Source organism: Flavobacterium sp. MDT1-60, assembly GCF_014844035.1.
Taxonomy (GTDB): Bacteria; Bacteroidota; Bacteroidia; order Flavobacteriales; family Flavobacteriaceae; genus Flavobacterium.
The window spans coordinates 2,410,977-2,432,113 of record NZ_CP062159.1 but is presented as its reverse complement, the minus strand read 5'-3'; the positions used below and the strand labels follow the sequence as shown (position 1 = coordinate 2,432,113).

The window sequence follows — 21,137 nt, the reverse complement described above, 5'->3', positions numbered from 1 at the left end:
TTGGCTTAAATTTTTGTAAGAATCAAGCCGTATGGGCTGTTGTAAAATTCTCACAAAAAAAATGTTATAAAAATTTGGTACGAAAATCATTTTGTTATAAAATTGCTACATAATTAACCAAATTTAATTTTTTATAACAAAAACCCAAATTATTATGAAAAAAGTTCTTATTACCGCATTTACAGCTTTAGTGCTGTTTTCTTGTCAAAATGACCAAACAGAACCAACAGGTTCAGATGCTAGTGCTGCTACAGAGCGTCGTTGTGCTTCGCAAGAAGTTTTAGAAGCACAATTAAAAGCAGATCCAATGTTAGCCATTAAAATGAATGAGATTGAAGCTTTTACTACAAATCGAATCTTAACGAATCGTTTAGTAAATGGTAAAGTCGAAATTCCGGTTGTAGTAAATGTTTTGTATAAAACGACTGCACAAAACATTTCAGATGCACAAATTCAATCACAAATTGATGTGCTGAACAAAGATTTCAATGCTTTAAACTCTGATTATAATAGTGTTCCGGCACTTTTTGCAGGAGTAAAAGCCAATGTAGGAATTACATTTGTTTTAGATCAGATTATCCGAAAATCTACAACAAAAACTTCATGGGGAACTAATGATGCCATGAAAAAAACGGCACAGGGTGGAATCGCTCCAACTTCTCCAACAACAAAACTTAATCTTTGGTCATGTGCTATTGGCGGAGGAATTTTAGGTTATGCACAATTTCCTGGTGGAGCATCATCTACTGACGGTGTTGTAATCGATTCCAGATATTTCGGTTTATCTGGTGCTGCAAATGCTCCATTTAACTTAGGAAGAACTGGTACTCACGAAGTGGGTCACTGGATGAATTTACGCCATATCTGGGGAGATGCTACTTGTGGAAGTGATTTAGTATCTGATACTCCAACGCATAATACTGCAAATTATGGAGTACCAACTTATCCTCATTACAGCACTTGTTCAGGAACTCCTGTTGAAATGACCATGAACTACATGGATTACACAGATGATAATGGAATGTATATGTTTTCATTAGGTCAAAAAAGCAGAATGGCAGCCATATTTGTTTCCGGAGGCCCAAGAGCAGCATTTGGAATATAAACCCAAATATAAATCAATACAAAAGCGAGATCTGAACCATCTCGCTTTTTTTTGCTCTGTCCTGAATTTTAAAAGCTTTTTGTTATATTTATAGTCTAAAACATAATCATGATAACATCGAAGATCATTTCCAACGGAATCTTAAGAGCTTTAGCAACCATTTTAGTTATTAGTGCCGTTTTATATTTTTTATATGAAATTCAAACCGTAATTGTTTATTTATGTATCTCATTGATATTGTGTTTGATTGCAAATCCTCTAGTACAATTTTTAAAAAATAAATTAAAATTCAGCAATTCTATAGCGGCGACTACAACAATTCTGGTATTTATTTTAGCATTAGTTGGTTTTATCTTTTTGTTTGTGCCCTTGATTATTTCACAAGCTAATAACTTATCCTTATTAGATACAGATAATCTACAGGCACAGTTTATGGAAACAGAACGAAGTATCGAAACTTATTTCAACATTCAACACGTTGATTTAAGTAAAGCTCTTAAGGATTCAAAAATAATGTCAGCTTTAAATGTTGGCTTTTTTACAGGCTTTATCAATTCAATAATGAATTTCTTAGCCAATATGGGTATGGGATTTGTTTCTGTATTCTTTATTACTTTTTTCTTCATCAAAGACCAGGAGGATTTTAAAGCAGGTGCCAAAAAAATTCTTCCCGATACGAACGAAGATAAAATCTTAAATTCTATTACCAAAATAAATCATTTACTGACCCGCTATTTTATTGGCTTGCTACTTCAATTAACGGTTGTTTTTATTTTATACTTAATTGTATTACTTGTTTTCGGAAATAAGAATGCCTTCGTTATTGCTTTTTTATGTGCCATTTTAAATATTATTCCATACATAGGCCCAATTATCGGAACGATACTAGCCGGAATATTAACAATGATTAGCTTGATTGGAAGTGATTTTCAATCTGAAATTTTGCCAACCACTATTTATGTAATTATTGGTTTTTTACTTGTTCAGGCTATTGATAATAATATTAGTCAGCCTATAATTTCATCAAAAAGTGTAAATTCGCACCCGTTAGAAATATTCCTGATAACTTTAATCAGTGGAATTACTTTTGGAATTGTTGGGATGATTATTGCCATTCCGGTTTACACTATGCTAAAAGTAATTTTAAAAGAATTTTTTCCTGACAATAAAATTGTTTCCGTATTAACTGAAAAAATCTAACATTGAATTCGTCTCTTTTAAGCAAAAACATTCAGGAATTTATAACAAAAAATACCGGTGTAGAAATTACGAAATTTGCACTTCAGAAGAATCCTTTTCCAGAAATTGACTGGATTTTGATTTTGAACCAAATAGAAGCAAAAACAAAGGCAAAAGACAAATTACCCACTTGGTTTTCAACCAAAAATATAATTTATCCGAGTAAAATATCGGTCGAACAAACCTCATCTGAAAAAACAGCTGCCTATAAAGCTTCCTTAATTTCCGGCGAAAGTTTAATTGATCTTACAGGAGGTTTTGGTGTTGATGATTTTTACTTTTCAAAAAGATTTAAAAATGTAGCCCATTGTGAGATAAACGAAGATTTATCTGCAATCGTTAAACATAACTTTGAACAATTACAAGTAACAAATTGTAATTTTTTCGCCAATGATTCCACAAATGTTCTAACAGAATTGAATCAAAAATGGGATTGGATTTATATTGATCCCTCAAGAAGAAATGATGCAAAAGGCAAAGTTTTCATGTTAAAAGACTGTTTGCCAAATGTCCCTGAATTATTGGATTTCTATTTAGAAAAAACAGATTCTATATTAATAAAAACTGCCCCTTTATTAGATATTTCAGCAGGTTTGTCAGAATTAAAATTTGTCAAAAACATTCATATTATTGCTTTAGAAAATGAAGTAAAAGAATTGCTTTTTGAAATCCACAATCATTATACAGGCGAAATTACAATCAAAACTGCTAATATCTTAAAAGACAAAATCGAAACATTCGAATTTATTTTGGATGATAAATCTGATTTACCTTCTTATGATTTACCTCAAAAATTTTTATACGAGCCAAATTCGGCCATAATGAAATCTGGTGGTTTTGATGAAGTGAGTTCTATTTTCAAAATAAATAAACTTCACAAACACTCTCATTTATATACTTCCGTAGCGTTAATTGATTTCCCGGGGAGATCTTTTGAAATAGAAAAAGTGATTTCATACAACAAAAATGATATGAAAACAGAACTTTTAAATCAGCAAGCAAATATTACGACCCGAAATTTTCCGGACACGGTAGAAAACATTCGAAAAAAGTGGAAAATAAAAAATGGTGGAAATTTATATTGTTTTTTTACAACAGATAAAAATGATAACAAAATAGTTTTAATTTGCAGAAAAATAATTTAAAAATGAAACAACTAATTACGCTAACTTTTTTTCTATTAACCCTTACCGCATTTGCCCAAAAACCATGTGAATACAGTGCCAACGTTACAGATTCTATTGGCACTTACAAAATTACAAATGAATATTTAATGAGTGAAAAGAACTTTGGAGGTTCGTTTAGCTATGTATTCTTTTCATTGGCACAAACAGATGGTCTGCCAACATTAAATTTACAATTGATTCAAAAAAGTAAGGATTTTATAAAGGCAAATTGTTTTGACAAAAACTCAAAAGTTTTTTTACAATTACAAAACGGCAAAATTGTTACTTTAATGCACATTGAGCAGGAAAACTGCGGAACACTTATTCGTGATAAAGGTTTTGATAATCGTGTAAATACAGGAATTTTTGTATTTATGAAAGATAGCTACGATGAACTGAAAAAATCTCCGGTTAATATAATGCGTATTAAATACCTGACGACTACAGAAGATTATATTGTAAAAAGTGAATTAACGTCTGAGATGAATGGAAAAGTATACAAACCAGATACTTATTTCATTGAAAATATAAGATGTGTGGAATAAATAACTATTCGCAATTCCATTTTTGATTCGAAACTTTATCTTTTAAACCTGTTTTTAAATTATAATGCCACCACTCCGAATCAAATGAATTAAAGCCATTTTTAATCATCACCTTTTTAAGAAACTTTCTGTTTGATTTAACTTCATTTGAAAGTTTAGTATAATTATGGCCGGCCTGTATTCCGAAGAAATCAAAAGGAGTTCCCATATCCACTTCTTTTCCATTCGAATCAACTAAAGAAATATCGACGGCTCCTCCTCTATTGTGGATGGAGCCTTTTTTTGGATCTGCCACATACTCCGGATTCGAAACAATCTCCCACATCTTTTTCTGGATTGACAAAGGCCTATAGCAATCATACAATTTAATTTTAAAGCCTTTTTTCTTAAAATCATTATTGGCAGCAATTAGCGACTGAACGGTTTTGAAACGCAAAAGACATTCGGCACAATCATAAACTTTGGCTTTCAGAAAATTATCTTCTGTAGCATATTTCATGTCGTAAATAAAATCCTGACTAAAATCTTTTAGATTAACAAAAGTGGTATCGGCAATCTCTTGCTTAACTTCGCTTGTATAAACTTCATTTTGGGCATTGGAAGTAAATCCAAAAAAAAGAAAAACTAAAAAAAACAAAGAATTAATGGATTTTGACATGAACAGACATTTTTAATTGAGAAGCTTTCTGAAAAGTAAATATAGGAATAAATAATGCAACCTTAAATTTTTGAAAATCCTTTAAACAAAAATTATGCTTATTTTTTAAGTTCACATCCTATAATAATTTGATATTTTTTCATTAATTAAACTTTATAATCCTTTTAAAATCAATTGTACAATTCAAAAAACTACGACTATGAACAAAAGAGCAAAACATTTATTTATAGTTGGAATGAGTTGTTTTATATTGATTCATGCAAAAAAGAAAAAGAAAAGTTATCAAAAATAAAACCCACTCGATTGAAAGTGGGTCTTAGTTTATTGAATTTTAAATTTATTTACATTTATATTTTTCGAAGATTGCTTTTAATTGATTCAAAACATCTCCGTTTTTGAAGTCTTCTTTTTCAATTGCATCAATTAGTTTAGGACATCCTGCAAAAGCTTCTTTTGCCATTTTTCTGATTAATGAATCAGTTCCTATTGCAAAACCGTTTGAGGCTGTGGTCGCATTACCAAAAACTAATTCTTCACTGTTCTTTTTACCAAAATAATAAGCTGTATTGGCAAAAGTCACCACTGTGCTGGTACCGCCTGCGTTTGGTCTTCTGCCGCCTTCAGCACCAATACCGCCAATTTTTACATCTTTATCATAGATAATATAAAACCACACCTTTTTTTGGATCTTGAAAATTTCCCTGTCAAAAGATTCGCTGTAGTTGCATATAATCTTTCGGCAACATACTTTTTATCATCAGATTCAAATTCGATTTTTTTAATGTCAGCACTTGCAATTTTTTCTTTTTTAGCTTCTTCATCGGTTTTAAAAACGACTTTAGAATCATAGCTTTCTACCATTTCAGCAAATCCTTTTTTTGTTGATCCGTCTTCCATATACAAAACTGCTTTGCTAAATTTGGCATGCCCTGTAATTGTAAATAAAACTGCAATTGCCAATAAAATTATTCTTTTCATGTTTAATTATTTTAATAGTAAATATAGTATAAAATTGTTTTGTTAAACAAATAAAAACAGAATAAAATCAAGCAAAAAAGAGAAATTAAAAATAATTATTTTAAATAAATTGCTATCTAATATTAGCAGACTATTGATCGGTTGCCTTTTTTGTTAAAGTACTTCCCAAATGATCGGATGGAAATAAAAAATATCATTCTCCGGTAAACCAATTCCGGTAAATCCTTCTCCTGGTTTAACGGTTGTCGGTTCTACTGGGGGTCCAAATTGTACGGGGGGTCCGGGAACATCACCCGGAGCATTAAAAACAGGATTACGTGGCCAGCCTTCCGGTGGGTCCTGATTTTCTTCAACAGGTTTAATTACTTCACTCGGGTATGGATCGCCTGTGAATTCTGGTGTGGCATAGATTCCTTGCTGTGTTGGTGGTCCGGGAGGAACTCCTAAACTTTTTACATAATTATCCAAAGCTTTTTGCTGCTCAGCAGTAAGTTTAGAATAATTTACGCCTCCCGCCGTTAATTTTAGCGGCTGGGCAAATGATCCATTTCCTAGTTTACTTACGATACGACCCGCGCCTTCAAAATAATGTTTCGTGAATTTACCTTTGCTAATTACGAAATACGGAGAAACATAACCCGTGTAATCATCCGTATGTACAATCGTAGCCGCTGTCTCTCCGTTAATGGCAACGTTTTGTGAATCGCCTGAACTTTTAATTACGCGTTCACCTGAAGCATCATATGTAAATTGATGAATTCTTCCGTTATCGTTAATACCTGATAAACGGTTTTCTTCATCCCAGGTCTTTTCTGAAACTTTTTTCTTCCGTATAACCTGTTGGGTTTCCGTTGCCATCGTATGCATGTTCTCTAGGAAGAGTTTTCCCTGTTTCCGCAATTTTGTTTGGTGCATTAGGGTGCAGTTCGTTATCGTAATTATAATCTAAAACATACCCTTTCTGCTCATTGTTTACGGTATGGACTAAATCTTTCTTAGTAATATTATGCATTTTGTTATAGCTCATATTCAGCTCATAACTGGCTTTGGTAAACTCGCCCTGATACGTTGCTTTTGCCGATTTTAACCTGTAAAAATCATCGTATTGGTATTCGTTGCTTTTATCATTCCATACTTTATCATGTTTCGAATATCACCAACAAAGCTGTAACACGTAGTCCCGTTTCATCTCATTTTTTTTTCGATTTAAGACATTTTAAAATTAAAGAAGCCGTTTCAAAACAAATTTGAGATATTTTTTAATTTTTACACATTTTTAAACCACATCAAGGCTATGTTACATAACACATTTATTTAAGACCTCTCTCATTCCCAAGCTTCTGCCACCGCACTAGGATTTTTTTTATTTGCTCAGTCGCCGCAATGGCTACGCTTGTTTTTTTTGAGGGAAGAATGCCAAATATTTTAAACAAACCAAAACCTAGCATTTTTGCAAGCCTTCTCCCAAAAAACAAACAGATCTCAAAATGTTTTTCTTTGATGATTTGATTTGCAAGCATAAAAAAAACTCACCATTGCTGACGAGTTTTGATGTCTATTTTCTTGCAGATAAACTTTACGGATTCAAATTTAGGAGACATTCACACAGCTTTTCATAAGAAATCTTCAAAGAGCAGGGAATCACTTACTATTTATTTTATAAGTAAAATATTTGAACAGATCGGATAATCTATTTTAACTTGCCCTCTTTTTGTGTCATTTGCATCAAGACCAACTTCCAAATACTGACTTACAGCGGTTAAATCTTTTTTTGACATACTATTTAAAAGAATAGAAAATTCTTTATCGCCATATCTTTTCATTAATAGATATAAAATATATCCGTGATCATATCCACCAGCATCATAAATGTAATCAACCTTTAAAATTTTCAATGTTGCACTATTATCTTTGACAAAAGCTTTATTTAAATTTTCAACATAGGAAGAATAATTATCTCCTAGCGCCAATTCTAATGTATTTGAAATTGGTATTTGGGATTGTTCTTTACATCCATAAAACAACAAACAAATTACTATAATTAAACTTTTTTTCATATTTGATTATTTAATTTTATTTACAATTAATTTCATTTTTTCCTACTCAGTAACTTTAATTGTACCAAATTTCTTCTGGGTTGTAAAGGGAACATATTTTTGTTTACCTCTATTATCCGGAACATCTTCAGATGAAGTTTTATTAATCATAGTGTTAATAACACTCCATTCTTCAGCTCTTTGCTCCGTAGTCATTTGCGCATCATCTTTATTTATAGTAACACAACCCCAGCTAACCCGTCCTGGATGCAAATTATACCCATTACGTTTTTTTCCTTGTGCATTTATTTCTCCTGGCCTATCATCTTTTTTATCATACGGGTTACTATCTTTTGGGTCTAAAACAAAGAAAGAATCATGATCCGGGTTTGTATTTCCTTTATTTTCTAAAATATTATATTCCCCCTTTGAAATTGGTTTCTCATTTGGTCTATCTGGATCATTACGTACAATTTTACCATCATCTGAATGTCCACCAGTAAAAACATTTTCAACAACTAAAACTTGGTTATGAGTTAAATTTCCTTTTTTATCTCTAACACCATTCAGCTTATAATTTTTAGCATTAACATATAAAATCGGAAGTCCTGATTTATATTGGTCACGGTCAATAAGAGTAAGTCTACCTGTTGTTTTATTAAAAGCCCCGATTATATCCTTACCATCTGGATCAATTAAGTTAATAGGATTATTAGCCACAAAAACATACGCTCCTATATTTGGATATTTTTCCATTTTAGGATCCGTATTAAACCATAAACTAGTTTTCATATCCAAATACCTGGCTCCATAATAACTCAAATTCGTTTCCCTATCCAATTCCTTCCCATTAAACAAATAAGGACTGGAAAAAGAAGAACTATGCTCCTCAAACAAAATCTCCCCAAAAGCAATATATTCTACATGTTGGCTTATGCTTCCATTTCGGGCTGTAATATACGAAGTACTTCCCAAATGATCGGGATGGAAATAAAAAATATCATTCTCCGGTAAACCAATTCCGGTAAATCCTTCGCCCGGCTTTACAGTCGTAGGCTCTACAGGTGGCCCAAATTGTACAGGTGGCCCCGGAACATCTCCAGGTGCATTAAAAATAGGATTTCTAGGCCAGCCTTCCGGAGGTTCCTGATTTTCTTCAACGGGTTTTAATACTTCACTTGGGTATGGATCTCCTGTAAATTCCGGTGTGGCATAAATGCCTTGTTGTGTTGGCGGTCCCGGAGGAACTCCTAAACTTTTTACATAATTATCCAAAGCTTTTTGCTGCTCAGCGGTAAGTTTAGAATAATTTACGCCTCCCGCTGTTAATTTTAGCGGCTGGGCAAATGATCCATTTCCTAGTTTACTTACGATACGACCCGCGCCTTCAAAGTAATGTTTGGTGAATTTACCTTTGCTTATTACAAAATACTTAGAAACATAACCCGTGTAATCATCCGTATGTATAATCGTAGCCGCTGTCTCTCCGTTAATGGCAACGTTTTGTGAATCGCCTGAACTTTTAATTACGCGTTCACCTGAAGCATCATATGTAAATTGATGAATTCTTCCGTTATCGTTGATACCTGATAAACGGTTTTCTTCATCCCAGGTCATTTTTCTGAAACTTTTTTCTTCCGTATAACCTGTTGGGTTTCCGTTGCCATCGTATGCATATTCTCTAGGAAGAGTTTTCCCTGTTTCCGCAATTTTGTTTGGTGCATTAGGGTGCAGTTCGTTATCGTAATTATAATCTAAAACATACCCTTTCTGCTCATTGTTTACGGTATGGACTAAATCTTTCTTAGTAATATTATGCATTTTGTTATAGCTCATATTCAGCTCATAACTGGCTTTGGTAAACTCGCCCTGATACGTTGCTTTTGCCGATTTTAACCTGTAAAAATCATCGTATTGGTATTCATGCGAAGCTGTTCCGCCTAATGTATTGTTTACAATTGGCGCTGTGTTTTTTATGTTCAATACATTTCCAACCAAATCATAGCCATACGAATTATTCATAATTTGTCGTGATCCGCTTTTTACCTGCAATTGCTGTAACCTTCGCATTACAGAATCATAACTATAATTCGTTTCGGTATCGTTCCCGTATTTTAAATATTTACGCTGCTCGAATTCATCATAACTTAATTGTTTGATATAATCGTAGGTATGACTTTCTTTTTTACCCTGCATGCTTTGCAGGTTACCGGCACGATTATAAGTGTATTCTACTACTTCACCATCAGGATAGGTCATTTTCTGGATTCGGTTCCAGGTATCGTATTCGTACTGCGAAATATAGGTTTGCACATCAGTTGGTGTAATACGAAGTGTGCGAATCTCTTTTTCGACTTCGCCTAATTTTCCGTAGAAAAATTCCTGTCCGCCACTGGCGTCTTGTACAAACCATAAGCGGCCACGGCGTGCTGCTGTTCCGTCGGCTTTACCATAATTGTATTGTACATTATTTTGTGGGTTTTTAGGATATTTAATAGACTCCAATCTGTTAAAATTGTATTCATATTGTATAGCACCTCCATTAGGCACGGTATTTTTTATATCCTGCGTAATACGGGATGTTAAATTACCGGCCAAATCGTATTGCATCGTTGTGGTTCCTGCATCAGGATGTGTGAATTCAATTCGTCTTCCCAACCAGTCATAACTGCTTTTGGTAACATGATCCATTGCATCAGTTACTTTTATCATTTCACCCAATGCGTTAGTCTCAAACTTCGTCAGCAAATCATTTTGCATACTGGCCATATTTTGTCCGGTGGCATCAGTATAGGTCTGACTTGTTTTATTTAAGGCATCGGTTTGCATCGTACGCAAAACTGGCACACCATCATAATTTTCTAAAGCAAAAGTTGTCGTATTGCTGCTTCCATCCGGCAACGTAACTTTTACAGCGCGTCCCACTTCATCATACTCTGTTTTAGTTGGTGTTACATTTGATATCGCGGTACTAAAATTATTATCAATAGTGGTAGTCGTTGTTGGGTAATAACTTGTTGTGGGTCTTCCCAATCCATCATAAATTACTTTTCCGGATACTATTTGTGCTTCCTGATCCGGACTCCCGGCTTGTGTAAACAAACTGGCTGTTTTCTTTACCTGCAACGCTCTGCCTAATCCATCAGTATAAGTGAAGGTTTCAATATCTTTATTTAATTCCGGATCATAGTTTTTAGTTTTGGCGTACGGAACTTTTGCCTCAGGGAAATATTCATACGCAATGGTATAGGGTTTTCCTGAAGCGATTTCGTAAGGTGCCTTGATTGTAGCTATACGTCCTTTACTATCGAGCGCATAAATTGTACTTTGGTCGTTACGATCCGTTGTTTTTAAAGGTGCTCCAAAACGATAATCATATTCCATTTTGTTCTGATAACCAAATGCATCTTTAATTTCGGTCATGTATTGATGATTGTCGGCATCAAATATATACTCCAAAGTCATACGCTGCCCTTTGTAATTGGCGGGACCGGTTATTTTTTGAAGGTTTCCGTAAGTATCATAGGCTATATCTGTTAAAGCTATTTTATCGGCAGCACTATAGTTTTTAATTTGGGTAACTTCAGCCGTTGTTGTATTGATGGTAGTGGCTCTTTTACGTCGCAAACCATCCGTTGTAAATACTTCGAGTTGTCTTGGTATTCCGCCATAATAAGGTGTTGTACTTTCGTAATAACTAATTTTAGCCGTTACTTTATCAGTAGCAGTCCCGTTTCCTAAATCTTCATACTGCGTAATGTTTCCGTTGTCATCATAGGTATTAAACGTATTGGTTTCGAGGTAATCACTTCCTCCTTCATATACTTTTTGATTGGCGTGAATCAATCCCACAAAAATACGTTTGGCATCGCACGAAGGTAAATTCAACTCTGATAACGGAACACTTGCCTGTGTCTCCACATCAATAAAACTATATTCGTTTTCTGACTCCTGGCGCATTTTGTTGTTTTTATCCAACGTGTAACTGTGCTTCAAAAGATTTTTACGGAAATAATCCTGATTGTAAAATTCCTGAATCGTAGTCGAGAAAACCGAATTATCTGCCGCATCAATTTGTTCCTGAATTACTTTTGCAAAACCATAAAATTCTCTTTCACGACGATCATGATAACCGTCTTCGTATCTGAATTTTGCAATCGAATGATCGATACCATCACCAACATGTCCATCAAAAATATCGACTGATTGCAAAACCCATTTCGCTGAAGGGTTTTCGTAACTTGGTTTAAGTAAATTATAATCAACAACATAACTATTCCCAGCAGCGTTAGTAACACTCTTAAGTTTATTGGTTCTTTTAATATTAGAAAGTTGCACGGTAAGATTATTATCATCTTTAGAGACGATATAATCCAGGTTTCCATCACCGTCAATATCCATATAGGTTCCTTCAGAACGGCTTGTACTCCATCCTTTACTTCCTCCCACGGTTGGTGTAATACGCAACAGCCAAACGGTAATATCAAAGGAGAAATTGGCATTCATACCGTAACTTACCCCTTTGTTTAAATTCATTTCTGAATATTTTGGATAAACAACCGGTGTGTCAAAAGAGCCCCCTAAGTTAAAGGCTACCCGCATCGTATTGCCCTGATAGCTTATTTTATCTGCTAGTCCATCGCCATTTATATCTAAAAATGATTCGTCAACATCAGATTCTGATCTTGCATAATTGGCTCCTCCTGAAATAGATCCCTGTTTAATGCTAAAACCTAATCCGGCACTCCAATCGGTAGAAAATCCTTTATTTAAACTTCCCAGATTCCAGTTTCCGCCTGGTACAAATCCGTAACCTGTGTTTAGCAAGACATCTCCTGAATCTGTAATTTTATCCGGCAGGCCGTCACCGTTAATATCACTGTGCACCATCACGGCACGATCTGTTCCTTTGCCTTGTGAAGCACTAACAGAAATCTGATCTTTTGCTTTTTCTGCTTCTTCATCAGCACACGTTTTTGAAGCTTCTCTTTGAGCAGCAGCTTTCCCTACTGTCATACCTAATCCACTTTTGGCTGAACCGTGACTGTAACTTCCTCCAAAATTAGGGCCTTCAGATGTTGTCTTTGCATGACTAAAATTGTCTCCAATGTCAATGATTTCATCTGATATTTTTCCAACCGGAGCAGTAAGCTGAACACTTCCACCACGAATATAATCCGGAAAACGATCTCCGTTAAAATCACTCATCGTCTGAGTAACATATGAATCGCCATCTATCGACTTACTATAACCAATATTAGCCTGACCAGCAGAAACTCCGGCAGAAATACTTTTACTTTTACTTTCGCTAATCATATCAAGTGCCGTCGTGCTTCCTCCCTGTAAAGTTGGCAAAGAAAAATCGGCATAATCTGCAATATCATCTTCTCCCAATCTTGAAGTTCCGATGGTTTGTCCTTTTATATAAATTCCTTCTTCAAGACCTTCCCATTTCAATTTTGTATAAGATGGATTTAAAGAAACGAAATAACTATCTGCCACTTCATAACCTTTTCCGTCATAATTATCAGGATCCGTATTGTTTAGATCCGGTTCTGTATTATAAGCGTCTGACTGTTTTAATTGCATCTGGTCTATGGTATTTGAGGCTAAATTTCCATTAATAACAAATCCTCCCCAATTTCTATGGTACAATCCTAAAGTTCTTTCATCCGGATTTAAAAGACTATAAATAGAAAAATCATCTGTTGCGGCATTCCAAATTACATCATCTGTAAGATCAGCCAGATCTTTTAAATCTGTAACCTGCACCTGAATATTTAAAGCATTTTGTTTTGGATAATTTCGAAGTATAGCCGTTGAGGACGGATTAGAAATGGTTACTTCTAACTGAATTGGAACTCCCGCTACTGCTGAAGGATAATCAACTGTATTGTCAAAAGCATTAATCACTTCTGCCAAAGTCCCGGCTGTCAATTTATATCTTTTACGGGCTAATAAAGTATTATTTTGTTTGGCCGAAACAATTACATCTCCATTATATGTATTCAAAGATCCCGGAGGAAAAGCTGTTGCCAAAACCAAATCAGCAGGTAATATATTTAGTTTTACCTTTCCACTTGTCGTTGAAGTAATACCCGGCATAGTATAATTTCCTTCTCTTTTGTTGTATAGCAAATGAGAAACTTCCATAGGGACCTCTTCTGCAATTCCTCCCTGATAAGCGGGTACCGTTACTGTTGGTGCAAAAGAAATAGTCTGCCAATTGATATTGGTCGCTGTTTCTAAGGCAAGGCTAATTTGCGTTTCGGCTTCGAATGCGGGTAAAGCAACTGAGGCCAGATTAAAAGCAGCAACTTCATTTGCTAAAAAAGTCTTTTCGAAAACAACCACAGGAGTACTGGACTGATCCAGATACGTTTTGGTAATGACAAGTCTGATGTGATCTGATGTCACAGGTTTATTTAAAATTCCTTTCACTACAACATTTCCGGCTGTGGCTATTGTTTTTCCTGCCAGGGAACTACTAAGGAAATCTGTACTGGCCTGATAGGTAGCTAGTGAATAAGAATTGACATCTTTTAAATTGGCAGCTACCGCAACATCACTATCCACTAAAGTTCCGTTGACATTCCTGTCAAATTGTTTTACTTGTGAATACGTAATAACCGGATCCCAAATTACGGTATCAAAGCTTCCGTCTTTTAGAGAACTAACCCTAAAATATAAGCGTTCGCCTTTTTCTACAGAAATTGCTGTGTTTTGTTTGCTTTTACTGCTATAATCAGTGGCACTAATAGCCTCATTCCATACTAATTGATTTCCTTTTTGAAAATACAAATGAACACCGTCTGCTTTATCATTTCCGGCATTATTAATATATTCTGCGCGGGCTTTAATTCCTTCGGGCGTTGCTTCCTGAACCAATTGATATTGATGCGAAACAGAAACAATTCCTTTCACAGGTGCTTCCCACATACGCACGACATCATGCAGCGGATTTTGTTTTTCTATTTCCTCTGCCGAAATGGATGTATAACCCGGAATAGTTACATTTCCTCCTCCAAAAACAGGTGATGGGGTTCCTGTACTACTCGCTTTAAATGTTGGAATTCCGTTTTCTAATCTATTATAATATACTTGTCCGTTTCGAACAAAATCAATCAGTCCATCTCCATTAAAGTCCATAAAATAGACTTTAGTTTTACTGCTTGAACGCTGCTGATCGTAACCAATGTTTCCGTATTTTAAATTTAAATCGACACCCCAGTTAAACGAAGTTGATTTTGAAAATCCGACATCACTAATATTAATGGACTGCAATTCTCCGAAACTATTTTGCCCGGATGCTGCCAAATTTTTTCGGTAATAAACACCATCTTTTGTTTTAAAGACTTTATCCGGCAATCCGTCTCCGTCTAAATCTTCTAATATTACAGCGGTATCCGAGGTTCCCCAGCTATTTCCTCCATGACCTCCAACGGTAAAACCTTTTAAACTTCCGGCATTTGTTACCAAACCTACTCCAAGCCTGTAACTAACACCAACTGTAGATCCTTCAGAACTGCTTACCAATGAGTGTTTTCCTGAAAACAACAAATCACTAAAGGAGGGAATAGAACTGTTTCTAAGATTATCATTTGGCACACTCCAACTTTGAGCTGTTCCAAAAGGATTATATTTCCCGGAAGCATCACGCACATCATCAAAATAATCCATTGTATTGGTATAGAATAATTTGGATTCAGAATCGTATTCTGAAACTGATTTTAAAAGTGTTTTCTTAAAAGCTCCTTCTTTATAATTCAGTTCGTAACTGCGAATCATATCCCTTTTGTAGCGTACTTCTATTTTTCGTAATAATTGATTGTTCAGTTGTTTGAAACCCAGTCTGGCAGAAACCTGAACATCCGGACGGTTTGCTTCACCTAAATCACCACTTTTTACAAAAGTGATATTGTAATTCCCTTTTTCAGAACCAAAACCGGTGTAGTATACTTTTTTAAGATACAGTTCGCCATCTCGCTTGTCATATTCATATTCGACCGTATTTCCTTTTAAATCGACCTGAAGACAAAGTGCCCAATGTCCAACATTTCCATTGGCATCCTGTAGAACTCCATTTGCAGAAAGTCCCGAAGCGGTTCCTCCGTAATAACTCGCAACTCCACTTTTATCTTTTACAACCCAGTAATAATTTTTAGGAGATGATCCTTTACGGATGATTTGCTGAAAAGCACCTTCTCGTCTTGGATAAAATTGTTTGTCTGTTGTTCTGCCAATCCATTCTGCTCTATGCGAATTTGGTATTAATTGTTCTCCTGCAATTGCATAGGTTTCCGTTTCTTTTGATGCGTCATATCTTGGTGCTCCCCAGCGGGTTTCGATACTAACAGCCGGTGCCGAAATATCCCAGCCCATTCCTGCCCAGCTATGACCGCCATCACTATCGTATTGCAGGTTAAGCGAAGGCTGCATACCGCCTCTTCCTCCTGGAATTGCGATAGAAAATCCAGTGCTTGCTGTTCCTCTTCCGTTTGCAGAAGGTGGTGCTATTGACTGAATTCCAACCAAAGGACTTGCCGCTTTTAAATCTTTTATGCTTGTTGGCGTATATCCTGAAGTTTCCGGAGATTCCGGCATTTTAATGATTCCGGCAATAAAATCGGTAAAGTGAGTAGTTTTTGCCTTGATGATCCCTTGTTTGATATCCAAAGAATCTTTGGTTACTTCCTGCCACAATCTTTTGTTTTCATCAAAATAAAATACGTTGATATCTTTCTCCGTGTATCCTTCCGGAATTGCTTTTTTATCAAATGGCAGTGATAAGGTTACGGCTTTTTCAAAAATAGTTCCGTGTGGCAATAATCTAAAACCTGCATTTGTACCTGTAACATTCACCATTGCAGAATTTAACGGTGCAATGTCAATTTTTCTTAAAGCACTTACCGATACTGAAACATTGTTTTTTAAAGATCCCACAGGAAAAACGGCCAGAAATTCTTTGTAAACCAGCTTATTTTCAGTCTGAAAATCGATTATTTTTGAAATTCTTTCTTTGGCATTTTCGATTGGTCGAAAGCGATCTACTTTCAAAAATTGATTGACATCTAATTTTTCATTTAAAAGTACACCGGAAGTAGTTTCTTTTGTAACCTGAATTGATTTACCTACAGTTGAAGCTTCTAAAACTAATTCAAACTCAGGCTGATTGACGTCAATAGCCATTCCGCCAATACTCATTTTTTTTATCTGCGAAGGAAAATTAATTCCTTTGATGTACAGTTTATTCTCCGATTGTAATAAAGTATACTGAAATGAAGGAGTAGATAATTTATAAACAATTCGAACATTTTTAATTCGATAGCCATTCGAAATTCCTTCCGGAGCGGTAAACAACAAAACGTTATCACCTGCTCTCAAAGATTTTTCAGAAAGCAACTCAGACTGTCTCGTCCAGTTTTTATTTTGAGATAAAAATTGCCCTCCAATACTGGGCTGATTGTTTAAACTTCTTGAAACGGAAGCGGCCTGATCATATCCATACAATTCATACTCTAAATAAGCACTTTCATTTTGAGAAGGCAATACATCAATTTTCAAATGAAAAACGTTATCATACGCATCATCAACATCCGATTCGCTTTTAATACCAATAATTCCCTCAGCAATATCTGCACTGAATGATTTTGTGTTTTTATTTTCTTTATGAAGAACTGCGATAGAATCGGTTACTGAAACAATTGACTCTTTTTCTGAATTATTTTGGGTAAATAAAGAAGCTATTTTGTATGGACCAAAATTGGCTGCAAACAAAAAAGAACCTATTAAAAACACCAATACTATAATTTTATTTTTCATAAATATGATAATCGATTATGGGGAAATCGGTTTATTTTTTAAATTATTTCAATATCCACTTCGTATTCTGAGAAGAGCTTAAATTACTTTACAATGACTTTAAAAGTTTTTGTTCCAAAATCAGATTTCACCGTAACCAGATACAGACCGGCAGCGCTTTCTATAACCTCATCATGCAAATAGGTTTCTATTTGTGTAAATTGTTTCTGCTTTATAAGTGCTCCGCTTGGTGAATAGATGCTAATTGTTGCATTTGTCTTTGTTGGAAATTGCATTGCTATAGAAAAGTGACCATCAATTGTTGGGTTCGGATATAAAATCAAAATACTTGCATCAGTTATCTCTTTTCCATCGCTTGTAATTGCAATTTTAGAAGCCGTTTTACATTCCTGATCATTCAGTAGTCTTAATTCGTAGTTACCTGGCTGATCCACCAATATTTTAGGGTTATTATCTAAAAAATCACCTTCATAATACCATTGATATTCGTAATTTCCTGCTGGCAGACCGGCGCTTGCATCAAGTGTCAGAGCATTTCCATCGGTCAGTTTATAATCTGATTTCAAATTCGGAAATGTTCCTTGTTTATCTGCAACAAACACAGTTTCAGCATACAAATTTCCTTTTCCATCCCTTACGACATAATCATAAGTTCCTGATGAAAGTTTCAGTCCGGAAGTACTTTTTGCAGCCTGATTCCATTGTTTTACAATAGCTTCGCTGCCTTCTTTTTTTACAGTAACGGTAAATGGAGCTTCACCACCTTCTATCGTATAATTTAATTCACCAGATCCGGCTACCCCACAAGTCGCTTCGGTAATCCAGACTCTGCTAAACATTGCCGGTGCTACTTTGATCGTAAATTTCGCTTTGCCAGATTTTTGTTTGTCCCAGTTAAAATCAGTCAAAACCAATTTCTCTTTACTGGATGTCTTTGCTAAACGGATGTATTCTGAATCTTTTTCGTCATATGTTCCCTTACCCGAGTAATCTACCAATAACCAGTAATAGGTATCTTTTGGCAAAGCACTTTTAATAAAGTTTGGATTAAAACTCCAATCCAGACTTAGATCAGCTGGATTGCTAAAATCTAACTGCCATTCTCTTGCAATACCAATTGGTTCTCCTTGTTCGTGTTTTTTGACCAGAAGATTTTTTCCATTGTCACTCCAAAAAGTAAAATAGTTGTCCGGAATTGTATTTGATTTACTTTTTACTCCAATCGTCAAAAGTCCTTCTTCGATCATATTACTACTTTTGGGTTGTAATAATCCGCTGTTATCATCACGGCCAATTCCGGTAATCGAATTTTCGAATCCCTTATGTTGGTTTATATCCCAAATGGTTTGTCCCTGGCTATTTAAATAATTTTTAATATCAAACTGCGAAAGTGAAACACCATATTTTATCGCTAAATAACTGGCAACTTTTTGAGATTCAACACCGGATAAAACTCTGTTATAAACCAGTATTTCACTTATATTTCCTTTAAATTCTTCTGGCGGAAGCTTTTCAAATTTTGATTTTTGTCCGATAGTCAAAGAAGATAACTTCGCAACACTATCTGTTACGTTTTGCTGAAAAAAATGAATGTTGGCTTTATGCGGTTTGATTTTTTCCTGATACGTTTGATAGGAGTATTTTTTTAAATCGACCAATCGTTTATTCGTTGCTACCGAAAGTATTTTTTGAGGATCATTTATAGTCCATAAAAATTGTTCTTTCAAACTATCTTTTACTTTGTAAACCATAAACAAAGTCTGCTTTCTTTTACTTTCTGATCCCAATGGCAAAATCAAAGAATCCTGTGTCGTATCAAAAACAATACTTGGATTGAAATTAAAAACTGCACCGTTGTGTTTTTTTCCTGATATTTTGGCTTCTTTTTTTGTCAGGCTTTCCCAATAATATGCGTCATCACTATTTCTGGATTTTATCCAAAATTGTGGTTCTTCTACTAATCCCGGTAAGATTTTCTTTTGAGAATAAACGGAATTACCTGCCATGAAAATTCCCAAAAAAGCTATTATAAAAATCTTTCTACACATAATTTCTATGTTTTTTAAAGGATGGGCAACTATTAGAAATTGGCTAAGTCATCAAAGTCAAAAGAATAACCGATAATCAATGAAATACTATTGATTTTGTTTTTATTCTCGCTGTAACGGTGACCGTTTTCTTCAGTGGCCAAAGCATCTGTAAGCCCTAAAGTATAGCGTGCTCCTATGCTTAAATTGGAATTGAATTCATATCCGGCGGCTAACATTCCATAAAAGTAATTTTTGCCTGTCAGGGATTCTTTTAGCACTTTTTGCACATTGGTATCCGGTTCAAAGTAGGTTCCGGAATTCCCAAAAACTTCCTGCGCATTAGAGGTATATTTGATATTATCACTAGCGATATTGAAACCCACATACGGGCCAGCTCCAATATAAAATCCTTCAACCGGATAATACTTAAATTGTGCACCCACATTGATATAGCTATAACCAAAAGTCATTTTATATTTAAGCCCTTTATTGTCTTCATAATTCAAATCAGTACCTTGACCTGAATAGGAAATTTCAGTCTGTATACTTACTTTGGCATACGGATATTTCCAGTTGATTACCAGACCAGCCGTACCTCCAAATTTGCCTTCTTCCTTTAATGTATAACCTTCATAAATCCCTTTTGGAACTATCACGTCTGGTAGATTTGACATTTTAGAATAAATTCCACCACCAAAAAGGCCATATGTAATCTCTCTGTCACCTTGCGCGAATAGCGATTTTGTACTTACTAATAAAAGAAGTAAAATAATTTTTTTCATGTTTTTTATTGAAATTACCATTGATGAAAACTATAGCCTAACGAAAAACAAATAACACTGCTTTTGTTTTGGTTTTCGATAAACTGAAAGGAAGAAGAATTACTTTTAACCACATCTTTTACGCCTAAATAATAGCGTAAATCGAAGTGAATACTCTGGTGTAATTCATACCCAACTGCAAAGCATAAAGCAAAGTCGTCTTTTCCCTCCAGACCATCTATATAAAACTGTCTGGTGGCAACGTCGTACATTCCATCAGCTTCATTGGATTTATAAGTAACATTATTAGCTGATAAACTGATTCCGTAGAATGCCCCAAACCCTAAATTTAAGCCTTCATAAGGATAAACTTTATACAAAGCCCCAAGTTGCAAATAGGAATAATGTAAGCCTAACTCAAATTCTTTTCCTGTGGTATCATGGTAGTTTACAGTTTCGCCCGATTGTCGGAACAAAATTTCGGGTTGAATAGCCACACGAGTATCATAAAGTTTACAGTTCATGAAAAATCCGCCTTCTAATCCGTAAGTACCTTTGCTTTCCATTACACTATTATCAAAAGTGTTATCGCGGCCTTTAATGCTTTCCGGCAAATTACTAATTTTAGAAGATAGTCCTCCCAACTTTAAACCGTAGGTAATATTGGTCTCATTTTGACCATGAAGTGCAACGTTAAAAAAGCAGCTAAATATTAATAAGTGTAATATTACTTTCATCCACAAAAATTTTTGCGAATATATGTATTAATATCCAAATAACTGTTGGATAAAAATCGA

General features: G+C 34.9%; 14 protein-coding genes. 4 read left to right on the top strand and 10 right to left on the bottom strand.

The genetic code is table 11. The features are described 5' to 3' along the window. Positions 1–154: 154 nt before the first annotated feature. From IHE43_RS10550 to IHE43_RS10535, 4 genes are all read left to right on the top strand, one after another. A complete protein-coding gene (locus IHE43_RS10550) occupies positions 155–1,105 on the top strand; it encodes a zinc metalloprotease (protein ID WP_192187899.1) in 951 nt (316 codons plus the stop codon). Between the two features lie 108 nt (positions 1,106–1,213). After that, positions 1,214–2,305 carry an AI-2E family transporter gene (locus tag IHE43_RS10545; protein WP_192187898.1) on the top strand — a complete coding sequence of 364 codons (1,092 nt, stop codon included), beginning with the start codon at positions 1,214–1,216 and terminating at the stop codon, positions 2,303–2,305. A gap of 2 nt (positions 2,306–2,307) precedes the next feature. Continuing rightward, positions 2,308–3,489 (top strand): class I SAM-dependent methyltransferase, encoded by a 1,182-nt coding sequence (locus IHE43_RS10540; protein ID WP_192187897.1) that lies wholly within the window; start codon positions 2,308–2,310, stop codon positions 3,487–3,489. Positions 3,490–3,491: 2 nt separating this feature from the next. Continuing rightward, entirely contained in the window at positions 3,492–4,055 is a 564-nt protein-coding gene (locus IHE43_RS10535) for a hypothetical protein (RefSeq protein WP_192187896.1), read from the top strand. 4 nt (positions 4,056–4,059) lie between these two features. On the opposite strand, the gene IHE43_RS10530 is transcribed toward IHE43_RS10535, so the two are convergent. From IHE43_RS10530 to IHE43_RS10485, 10 genes are all read right to left on the bottom strand, one after another. After that, entirely contained in the window at positions 4,060–4,713 is a 654-nt protein-coding gene (locus tag IHE43_RS10530) for a M15 family metallopeptidase (RefSeq protein WP_192187895.1), read from the bottom strand. A 337-nt stretch (positions 4,714–5,050) separates the two neighbouring features. Further along, positions 5,051–5,389, bottom strand: a complete 339-nt coding sequence (locus tag IHE43_RS10525) for a hypothetical protein (RefSeq protein WP_192187894.1) — start codon at positions 5,387–5,389, stop codon at positions 5,051–5,053. Next, on the bottom strand, positions 5,356–5,691 hold the full coding sequence (locus IHE43_RS10520) for a hypothetical protein (RefSeq protein ID WP_192187893.1): 336 nt from the start codon (positions 5,689–5,691) through the stop codon (positions 5,356–5,358). The genes IHE43_RS10525 and IHE43_RS10520 overlap by 34 nt, the downstream gene beginning before the upstream one ends. A 153-nt stretch (positions 5,692–5,844) precedes the next feature. Next, complete coding sequence (locus tag IHE43_RS10515) at positions 5,845–6,549, bottom strand: YD repeat-containing protein (RefSeq protein ID WP_192187892.1); 705 nt, start codon at positions 6,547–6,549, stop codon at positions 5,845–5,847. Continuing rightward, the gene (locus tag IHE43_RS10510) at positions 6,488–6,718 is read right to left on the bottom strand and encodes a hypothetical protein (RefSeq protein WP_192187891.1); all 231 of its coding nucleotides are present in this window, start codon (positions 6,716–6,718) and stop codon (positions 6,488–6,490) included. Before IHE43_RS10510 ends, IHE43_RS10515 begins: the two co-directional genes overlap by 62 nt. Positions 6,719–7,343: 625 nt before the next feature. Next, complete coding sequence (locus IHE43_RS10505) at positions 7,344–7,748, bottom strand: hypothetical protein (RefSeq protein ID WP_192187890.1); 405 nt, start codon at positions 7,746–7,748, stop codon at positions 7,344–7,346. A 42-nt stretch (positions 7,749–7,790) separates the two neighbouring features. Continuing rightward, positions 7,791–17,549, bottom strand: coding sequence for a SpvB/TcaC N-terminal domain-containing protein (locus tag IHE43_RS10500; protein ID WP_192187889.1), 9,759 nt, complete (start codon positions 17,547–17,549; stop codon positions 7,791–7,793). 83 nt (positions 17,550–17,632) lie between these two features. Then, positions 17,633–19,597 carry a T9SS type A sorting domain-containing protein gene (locus IHE43_RS10495; RefSeq protein ID WP_192187888.1) on the bottom strand — a complete coding sequence of 655 codons (1,965 nt, stop codon included), beginning with the start codon at positions 19,595–19,597 and terminating at the stop codon, positions 17,633–17,635. Positions 19,598–19,629: 32 nt separating this feature from the next. Continuing rightward, complete coding sequence (locus IHE43_RS10490; RefSeq protein ID WP_192187887.1) at positions 19,630–20,361, bottom strand: outer membrane beta-barrel protein; 732 nt, start codon at positions 20,359–20,361, stop codon at positions 19,630–19,632. A gap of 14 nt (positions 20,362–20,375) precedes the next feature. Continuing rightward, on the bottom strand, positions 20,376–21,077 hold the full coding sequence (locus IHE43_RS10485) for an outer membrane beta-barrel protein (protein ID WP_192187886.1): 702 nt from the start codon (positions 21,075–21,077) through the stop codon (positions 20,376–20,378). Positions 21,078–21,137: the final 60 nt, after the last annotated feature.

What these genes read in the sequence shown, in the direction of transcription:
- IHE43_RS10500 (WP_192187889.1), bottom strand. Translation starts at nt 17,549, where the DNA reads ATGAAAAATAAAATTATAGTATTGGTGTTTTTAATAGGTTCTTTTTTG.
- IHE43_RS10505 (WP_192187890.1), bottom strand. Translation starts at nt 7,748, where the DNA reads ATGAAAAAAAGTTTAATTATAGTAATTTGTTTGTTGTTTTATGGATGT.
- IHE43_RS10545 (WP_192187898.1), top strand. Translation starts at nt 1,214, where the DNA reads ATGATAACATCGAAGATCATTTCCAACGGAATCTTAAGAGCTTTAGCA.
- IHE43_RS10495 (WP_192187888.1), bottom strand. Translation starts at nt 19,597, where the DNA reads ATGTGTAGAAAGATTTTTATAATAGCTTTTTTGGGAATTTTCATGGCA.
- IHE43_RS10485 (WP_192187886.1), bottom strand. Translation starts at nt 21,077, where the DNA reads ATGAAAGTAATATTACACTTATTAATATTTAGCTGCTTTTTTAACGTT.
- IHE43_RS10515 (WP_192187892.1), bottom strand. Translation starts at nt 6,549, where the DNA reads ATGGCAACGGAAACCCAACAGGTTATACGGAAGAAAAAAGTTTCAGAA.
- IHE43_RS10550 (WP_192187899.1), top strand. Translation starts at nt 155, where the DNA reads ATGAAAAAAGTTCTTATTACCGCATTTACAGCTTTAGTGCTGTTTTCT.
- IHE43_RS10530 (WP_192187895.1), bottom strand. Translation starts at nt 4,713, where the DNA reads ATGTCAAAATCCATTAATTCTTTGTTTTTTTTAGTTTTTCTTTTTTTT.
- IHE43_RS10490 (WP_192187887.1), bottom strand. Translation starts at nt 20,361, where the DNA reads ATGAAAAAAATTATTTTACTTCTTTTATTAGTAAGTACAAAATCGCTA.
- IHE43_RS10510 (WP_192187891.1), bottom strand. Translation starts at nt 6,718, where the DNA reads ATGAGCTATAACAAAATGCATAATATTACTAAGAAAGATTTAGTCCAT.
- IHE43_RS10520 (WP_192187893.1), bottom strand. Translation starts at nt 5,691, where the DNA reads ATGAAAAGAATAATTTTATTGGCAATTGCAGTTTTATTTACAATTACA.
- IHE43_RS10535 (WP_192187896.1), top strand. Translation starts at nt 3,492, where the DNA reads ATGAAACAACTAATTACGCTAACTTTTTTTCTATTAACCCTTACCGCA.